The 298-nt window shown below is 72.8% G+C and carries 1 pseudogene; it reads right to left on the bottom strand.

The annotated features are described in order from the left end of the window. Positions 1-298, bottom strand: a pseudogene (locus tag IG08_RS0153530) (3-oxoadipyl-CoA thiolase); the annotation flags it as partial.

The following is a 298-nucleotide window of genomic DNA, read 5'->3' as shown; positions in this document are numbered from 1 at the left end:
CGGCGAGGCGGGCGCCGGAGGCGCCCAGGGGGTGGCCGAGGGCGATGGCGCCGCCCTGGGGGTTGAGGATGGCCGGGTCGAACTCGGGCCATTCGGCGACGCAGCCGAGCACTTGGGCGGCGAAGGCCTCGTTCAGTTCCAGGACGGACAGGTCGGCGATGGTCTTGCCGGCCTTGGTGAGTGCGCGGTTGACGGCTTCGACGGGGGCGAGGCCGAAGTAGTGGGGGTCGAGGGCGTTGACGCCGGTGGCGGTGATCCGGGCGAGTGGTTCGCGGCCGGTGGCCTTGAGGCCTTCCTC

The sequence above is a fragment of the Streptomyces fulvoviolaceus genome (genome assembly GCF_000718165.1).
Taxonomy (GTDB): Bacteria; Actinomycetota; Actinomycetes; order Streptomycetales; family Streptomycetaceae; genus Streptomyces; species Streptomyces fulvoviolaceus.
Note: the sequence above shows the minus strand (reverse complement) of the source record. Positions and strands in the feature narration are given on the sequence as shown.